The organism is Paracidobacterium acidisoli (genome assembly GCF_003428625.2).
Classification (GTDB): Bacteria; Acidobacteriota; Terriglobia; order Terriglobales; family Acidobacteriaceae; genus Paracidobacterium; species Paracidobacterium acidisoli.
Genome location: NZ_QVQT02000003.1, coordinates 682,868 through 688,867, shown reverse-complemented (window position 1 = coordinate 688,867; position 6,000 = coordinate 682,868). Strand labels below are relative to the sequence as shown.

General features: G+C 56.3%; 11 protein-coding genes. 10 read left to right on the top strand and 1 reads right to left on the bottom strand.

All coding sequences use genetic code 11. The features are described from left to right. The 3 genes from D0Y96_RS10605 to D0Y96_RS10595 form a co-directional block, all read left to right on the top strand. Positions 1-1,164, top strand: a 1,164-nt coding sequence (locus D0Y96_RS10605; protein ID WP_147325010.1) for an RHS repeat-associated core domain-containing protein, incomplete at its 5' end; no start/stop codon positions are given. A 16-nt stretch (positions 1,165-1,180) separates the two neighbouring features. Continuing rightward, entirely contained in the window at positions 1,181-1,615 is a 435-nt protein-coding gene (locus D0Y96_RS10600; protein ID WP_117299467.1) for a hypothetical protein, read from the top strand. An 811-nt stretch (positions 1,616-2,426) separates the two neighbouring features. Next, positions 2,427-2,954, top strand: a complete 528-nt coding sequence (locus D0Y96_RS10595) for a hypothetical protein (RefSeq protein ID WP_147325009.1) — start codon at positions 2,427-2,429, stop codon at positions 2,952-2,954. Here D0Y96_RS10595 and D0Y96_RS10590 read toward each other — a convergent pair. Beyond that, positions 2,951-3,238 carry a hypothetical protein gene (locus D0Y96_RS10590; RefSeq protein WP_117299462.1) on the bottom strand — a complete coding sequence of 96 codons (288 nt, stop codon included), beginning with the start codon at positions 3,236-3,238 and terminating at the stop codon, positions 2,951-2,953. The genes D0Y96_RS10595 and D0Y96_RS10590 overlap by 4 nt on opposite strands. Before the next feature lie 132 nt (positions 3,239-3,370). Here D0Y96_RS10590 and D0Y96_RS10585 point away from each other — a divergent pair, with 132 nt between their 5' ends. The 7 genes from D0Y96_RS10585 (at position 3,371) to D0Y96_RS10555 (ending at position 5,964) form a co-directional block, all read left to right on the top strand. Further along, a complete protein-coding gene (locus D0Y96_RS10585) occupies positions 3,371-3,700 on the top strand; it encodes a hypothetical protein (RefSeq protein ID WP_117299460.1) in 330 nt (109 codons plus the stop codon). Between the two features lie 196 nt (positions 3,701-3,896). Then, positions 3,897-4,067 carry a hypothetical protein gene (locus D0Y96_RS10580; RefSeq protein WP_158562337.1) on the top strand — a complete coding sequence of 57 codons (171 nt, stop codon included), beginning with the start codon at positions 3,897-3,899 and terminating at the stop codon, positions 4,065-4,067. Between the two features lie 378 nt (positions 4,068-4,445). Beyond that, entirely contained in the window at positions 4,446-4,655 is a 210-nt protein-coding gene (locus D0Y96_RS10575) for a MerR family transcriptional regulator (protein WP_117299456.1), read from the top strand. A gap of 47 nt (positions 4,656-4,702) precedes the next feature. Beyond that, complete coding sequence (locus D0Y96_RS10570) at positions 4,703-5,032, top strand: hypothetical protein (protein WP_117299454.1); 330 nt, start codon at positions 4,703-4,705, stop codon at positions 5,030-5,032. Beyond that, entirely contained in the window at positions 5,029-5,232 is a 204-nt protein-coding gene (locus tag D0Y96_RS10565) for a hypothetical protein (protein ID WP_117299452.1), read from the top strand. Before D0Y96_RS10570 ends, D0Y96_RS10565 begins: the two co-directional genes overlap by 4 nt. Further along, entirely contained in the window at positions 5,222-5,506 is a 285-nt protein-coding gene (locus tag D0Y96_RS10560; protein ID WP_147325008.1) for a hypothetical protein, read from the top strand. The genes D0Y96_RS10565 and D0Y96_RS10560 overlap by 11 nt, the downstream gene beginning before the upstream one ends. Continuing rightward, on the top strand, positions 5,503-5,964 hold the full coding sequence (locus D0Y96_RS10555; RefSeq protein ID WP_147325007.1) for a hypothetical protein: 462 nt from the start codon (positions 5,503-5,505) through the stop codon (positions 5,962-5,964). Before D0Y96_RS10560 ends, D0Y96_RS10555 begins: the two co-directional genes overlap by 4 nt. Positions 5,965-6,000: the final 36 nt, after the last annotated feature.

Sequence of the window (6,000 nt, the reverse complement as noted above, 5' to 3'; positions counted from 1 at the left end):
GTGGCTGCCCCTTCGATCAGCGGAGGCACGTCGTGGACCGGCTACCTTTACGATGCGGATGGCAACCGGGTGGCGAAGGGCACGATCACGCAGTGGAGCTGCAATATGGCCACCAACGGATTTACGCTGACGGCCAGCTATGTGCTCGATCAGTCGGGCAACCAGATGACGGAACAGGACGGGCAGGGCAACTGGGTGCACACGAACGTTTATGCCAACGGCAGCCTGATGGCGACTTACAACAATCAGGGGCTGCACTTCCGCCTGACCGACTGGCTGGGCACACTGCGCGCGCAGACCTCGGCCGACGGAATACTGGAGGAAACCTGCGCCAGCCTGCCCTTCGGCGATACCTCCACCCCATGCGTCAGCGCCACAGAACACTTCTTTACCGGCAAAGAACGGGACACAGAATCAGGCAACGATTTCTTTAATGCCCGGTACTATTCATCATCTATGGGACGCTTTCTCAGTCCCGATCCTATCCTCCAGAATGACCTACGATTGCTGAACCCGCAGCGTTGGAACAAGTACGTCTACGTCATCAACAACCCGCTGATTCTGACCGATCCAACGGGTAAAGACGCTGCATATGTTGATTTCAGTAAGAGTGCTGGCGGTGCCGGTCATGCAGGGCTTCTTTCGATCCGCTCCAATGGTACAGCCACATACTCCGCATTTATGCCGGAGGGTTCTGCCGCTGCATATGCGCCTGGAAAGGTGCAGACCCAGGACCTTGACGTAACCGTGCAGTTCGGGGCAAATGGTCTTCCAACCGACGCCTCATACAACGCGCTTATCCAAGCCGTCGCCAAGATCAACGGTTCCGATGCGTACAACGTGGGTATCGACTATTTCAAAACCACTGATTCAGAAACAGCTAATTTGGATCAATACATCGTCCAAAAGACAGCGGCCTATAGAGAAGGCAAAGCGCCAACCTACAAATTGTGTTTCTATGATTGTCGCGATTATGCGCTCGGAGGTCTGGTGGCTGCTGGAGTGCTTGGCAAGGGCCAAGCACACGGATTCTCTCTTGACCCAAACAGTGCATTCTGGGAACTGGGACTCAACGCCAATCAGCAAGTCCCTCCTAAGCCCAAGGCAACGGTTACGACATCAGAGTGCGATACGTTACCGGATGGAACGCAACGCTGCTATTAAAGAAGAGGAGTAGCCTATGGAGACTCACATCGACCATGCTGTCAGGAATATGGGCCTCTTGATGCTGTCTGTCACGCTTGTGGTTCTGTTGGGGACGTTGATATACGCATTTCGCAGAAGCCGAAAGTTTAGTCCCTTGATGGTCATCGGGGGGTACTACACGATTTTGATTATCTTGTTCATGGACGGCTTGCTGCAAGAGTACGGTTATGGCGGGGGTTTTTTCCCGCTGGCGATAGCGACGCTACCTTCCTACTTCCTCGTTGCAATACTCCCTGAAGGAGCCATGAGCCACTGGTTTGCGAGCGGATTATTAGGGAATTTTGTCCTAATCGTCGTGATATGCGGGGGCCTGAATAGCCTCGTGTTCTATATGGTTATGAAGTTGGTCCATAGTGCTCGCCATCAACCGGACAAGCCCACTGTTACGATGCCAGATCGACCTTTATGATGCTTTTTGCTGCATCTGCAATCAATGTGTGCTCCTCTCGACCACGTTCTACCGCCAAAGAACGAGATGCAGAATCCGGCAACGACTACTTCGGGGCCAGATACTACAGCTCCAGCATGGGAAGGTTCATGAGTCCGACTGGAACGACAGACCAAGCCCAGTTCCGTACGCCGATTTAGAGAACCCACAGCCCCCGCCGCCGAAAACGGGCGGAAAACCGGGGTAGGGGGGTAGCATGGTGCGTCATGCTTTGTGAGACTCGGCAAGCGCAAAATCGCTGGAGAGCGATAGCGCTATGACGTACGAGTTCGGCTTGCATTCTCTAAGTGCTTGAAAAGATTTGGCGTCCCCGACGGGATTTGAACCCGTGTTATCGCCGTGAAAGGGCTTTTAGAGCTACTTTTGGCTAGTTTGCATAGACTTGCAAAGGGTTGGTAAATCGCTGTAAATACGCATAGATAAAGGTGATTTTCAGCTTGTGGCGGCTTGGTAGGGTTTGGGCCTGCTTGCAGGGGCAATTGCTACCAATTTGCTACCAAGATTCTAACCAGTAAATACGCGGCTTCCGTGCAGCTTTGGCAATCTGGAATGGCAGGTTGGGCGGCTGGGAACGCGGTGCCAGACCACCAGCGGAGCGCCACGGCGTCGCCGGGCGGCAGGGTATGGTTGGGGTCGGCGGGAACCTGCCAGATGCGCCTGCGGGCAGTTTTATGCGTAGCCGGGCTTGCGCCGCCAAAGGTATGCTTGTTCCTGTATGAACGTAGAAAGACCAACCCTGTACGCGACCCTTGTTAAGCCCTCCCCCAGAGAAGTGCGCCACCTGCTCCTCGAATCCGTGGATGGCTACGGCGTGGTTAATCTGGTGCAACTAAACGCCGGGGTCGCAAACCAAATAGCAACAGGTACGCATTACGAGGTAAGCCAGCAAGCCGATGCCCTCGTGCAGCAGTGGGTGAAAGGGGAGGGCTTCGAGAGCCGGGCCACAGACAAGCCTGCATACGAGCCATTGGCGGCAACTGTTGCTCTCGCCTTAAGACTGGGCTACGAGATTGTCTACGATAACCGCTTTAAGAAGCTAGATCGCCCGCCTCTAAATGCAACCGGCGCGGTGCCTCTTTCCAAGTGGCCGGGTATGACGGCTAAGAATGGCGGCGGCTACGAATACGCCCTCCAAGGTAATGGGACAATCCATGCGCAGCCAATGCTGCCGCTAACGGGCAAGCCGCTGGTGGCACCAGCAGGCGGCCCGGAATTTGTAGCCTTTGTGCGCGAACTGGTGGCGTTGCGAGATGCTATTGGCCCATCCGCAGAGTTCCTCTTGGGTGGCCGCTTGTTTTAGCTCGCGTCCTCTTCGTCGAGCCTTCTGTTTCCGATAACCTGCACTGGGTTCGGCAGCTTACCGAAGACGGTGCGTATGCCCAGTTCCCGCTCGATCTCATCCCGCGCCCAGCCTTGCTCCACTCTATCCAGGGCAGTCCGATAGGCATACGTGCCTGTGACCATTCGCTTTTGTGTTTCCGGCCAGTCGGGAGCAGCTTTTACGCGCTCGGCTTCTGCCTCGAAGTCCGCATCTAGCTGGGCAATGTATTCGTCTGTAACGCTTGGGTGCTGTGGCATACGCATAGAATATCGCCCGCATTGCAGCGCGGCATAGAAAATCCCACCGTGCCCGGAAAACTTCTTGGATGCTGCTGACTGCTGGAAGTAGCTTGCTCAGGCAGTCGAAATCAAAAGGCAACCAAGGAGCCCAACGCAATGGCAGCCAAGAAAGAAACCAGCCCAGCACCCGACACACGCACAATCAACGTTATTAAGCCCAACCCGCATAAAGCGGGCAGCAATCGCTACAAAGCCTTTGAGGCCGCAGCATCCGCCAAGACCGTGGCTGACTATCTTGCCACCGGCCACAAAGCAAAGTACGTCGAGAGGTGGCGCAAGTCCGGCCACATCGAAGTGACGACCCAGCAGATACCCAGCCCGGCAGCGCCCGTACAGGCACCAGCCAAGCCCGCACAGACCAAGACTCCGACCAAAAAGCAGGCTGCCAAAGGCAAGCCCGCAGCGGCGAAGAAGGCGGTGCGCTAATGCAGCCGAGAATCATAGCGACAAGGCAGCTTAAGCACGGCCTATTCTTCTGCACGATTGAGGCGGCCAGCGCCGCAGTCGCAGAAGTGTATGCCGGGCATGTGTACGGCAGCAGCCGTGTTCTCTACAGCCACACCGATACCCAGCCAACGCTGCGGCACACATTCCTGTGCAGCAGGCCAAAGGAGATTCGCCAATGACTGCAACAATCGTTACCGCGCTTGCCCTGCTGGCGCTGGCCGCCACGGCGCTATGCACATGGGTTATCGTCGCCACCATTACCAACGCCGCGCATACCGTGGTCGCTGCTATTGAGAGGGCACAGGTAAACCGCATCGAGGACTTGGTGGCCCGCTGGGACGAATAGCCCGCAGCACACCATCCTAGCAATCCCGTCCCGGCGTTTTGCCGGGGCTTTGTTTTGCCCTCTGTGTTCTCTGGTAGCCCGCGACCCAAAACCGCTCGGTATAGGTATCCGCACAATGTTCGCCATGCGCTGGCGTTCTGCCCTGCGTCCGCCGTGCTCCGGCCTGTAAAAGGAGAGGCGGCACCGGGCCGAAGCCCAACGCCGCCATGCAAGCCAAGGAAGCACACGTTGATGGCCTAAGCTAACACACTTACTTACACGGCGGCTATAGACGAGCGGCCCAGAATAGTTAGTGCCAGTCTCTAGTATTTATTGGCACTTTGTTGTTACCTAACCATGCCTTGATAATTATCACGCAAGGCGCAGAGGTTACAGCGAATGCCTAAACAAGCAGCCGTCAAACAGCTAGACGACTTACTTACGGTTACGAAAGCTGCCCGCGAGCTACACCTTTCCGTGTGGGGCCTACGCCGCGCCATTCGTGAACGGCGCATTGGAAGCTACAAAGTGCTCGGTCGCGTGTTGGTTTCCAAGCAAGAGATTAACCGCATCATCACCGAGGGCGAGCGCCCGCGTATTGCAGTGTAAAAGCACAAGCGCCGCTGTGCGGGCGGCGCTGTGGAGGCAAGGTAACTATGAAACAGCAAACTGGTAAGCAAAGTGTAGCACGGCCTAAACACAAGCCTAAGTTATCCGAACCGGCAGACTACGAGGTTCAAGTCGGGGACGTTGTACTAACTACCGGCTATCGGCTTGGCGTAGTTACCCACATTATCGCGGTGGAAGATTCCTATACAGGTGCCCACAAGCCGCCCCATCTGCTACAGCAAGTTGATTGTGCTACTCCGAACAATGGGTGCGGCATTTACATCCAGATGGCCAACGCAGACGCTCACCAGCTTATCTTCGTTGCCGACGTCCTGCGCTGCTACAAGGATGCGTGGCACGCCGTGGAGGAACAATGAACGAGAAAGAACAAATACGCATTGCCATTCGCGCTTTGCGCGACGCTCTGCCCGCGCTTGAAGCGAAGCTGGCAAAGCTGGAAGCTGCGGAAGCGGCCACCACACGCACGCAGGACTGTGCCATCAAAGGTCGCCGCTATGCGTTCTCCGCCCGCTGGTGCGAACAACACAAACGCTATGAGACACAGCATGCCAAATGAAGAGCGCATTCTCCGGCGATTGCTGCGCTACTGGCAGAGTAGGGCGCAGGCCGACCCGGAAGATATGCTCGCCTACCAAGCCGCCATGCGCACCAAAGAATCGCTCGAACTATTACAGCGCGAGCCAGAGCTATGGAAGTTGCAGCAATGGCCTCCGCCACCAAGCAAGCGTGCCGCTATTATTGCGGCCCTGCAACGCGAACACCAACGTAAACAGCACAACAGCGCCGGACGCAGCACTCCGGCCTCAACACAAAGGAGAGCACACCAATGAGCACAGCACACGAAATCCAACTGCCGGTATTTACTGAAGATGAGCAGAGTCTTGAGTCTTTGCTACAAGACACACAAACGCGCCTTTTCGCACTTCGGAAGCAAAAGGAAGAGAGCACCACCGCCGCCAACCGCGCCAGCAGGCTCGAACGTTTGAAAGAGGCGCTTGCGGAAAACGAGCGCGGCCTGCACGAATTGGAAGGCATCGGAATTAACCAAGCCTATGCCACGCTGGAAGAGGCCGTCGCAGAGCGCTATGCGACATGCAACGGCAATAGCGGCCTTTACGGCAAGTATGACGCCAGTGTGAAGGTGAACAACGCCAGCGCCAAGCTGGTGGGCCTGCTGGATGCCGTGCTGCGCCGTGCCGTTCAGCTTGAGAAGCAGTGCAAGGACGTGGCGGAACTGCAATCGCAGGTCGATGGTGACGTTGCCCGTGCTGCGAAGAATGCGAAGTGACTTTGAGATGCGGCGGGGCTGTACCCCTTTCCCGGC

What these genes read in the sequence shown, in the direction of transcription:
- D0Y96_RS10600 (WP_117299467.1), top strand. Translation starts at nt 1,181, where the DNA reads ATGGAGACTCACATCGACCATGCTGTCAGGAATATGGGCCTCTTGATG.
- D0Y96_RS10590 (WP_117299462.1), bottom strand. Translation starts at nt 3,238, where the DNA reads ATGCGTATGCCACAGCACCCAAGCGTTACAGACGAATACATTGCCCAG.
- D0Y96_RS10585 (WP_117299460.1), top strand. Translation starts at nt 3,371, where the DNA reads ATGGCAGCCAAGAAAGAAACCAGCCCAGCACCCGACACACGCACAATC.
- D0Y96_RS10580 (WP_158562337.1), top strand. Translation starts at nt 3,897, where the DNA reads ATGACTGCAACAATCGTTACCGCGCTTGCCCTGCTGGCGCTGGCCGCC.
- D0Y96_RS10575 (WP_117299456.1), top strand. Translation starts at nt 4,446, where the DNA reads ATGCCTAAACAAGCAGCCGTCAAACAGCTAGACGACTTACTTACGGTT.
- D0Y96_RS10570 (WP_117299454.1), top strand. Translation starts at nt 4,703, where the DNA reads ATGAAACAGCAAACTGGTAAGCAAAGTGTAGCACGGCCTAAACACAAG.
- D0Y96_RS10565 (WP_117299452.1), top strand. Translation starts at nt 5,029, where the DNA reads ATGAACGAGAAAGAACAAATACGCATTGCCATTCGCGCTTTGCGCGAC.
- D0Y96_RS10560 (WP_147325008.1), top strand. Translation starts at nt 5,222, where the DNA reads ATGCCAAATGAAGAGCGCATTCTCCGGCGATTGCTGCGCTACTGGCAG.
- D0Y96_RS10555 (WP_147325007.1), top strand. Translation starts at nt 5,503, where the DNA reads ATGAGCACAGCACACGAAATCCAACTGCCGGTATTTACTGAAGATGAG.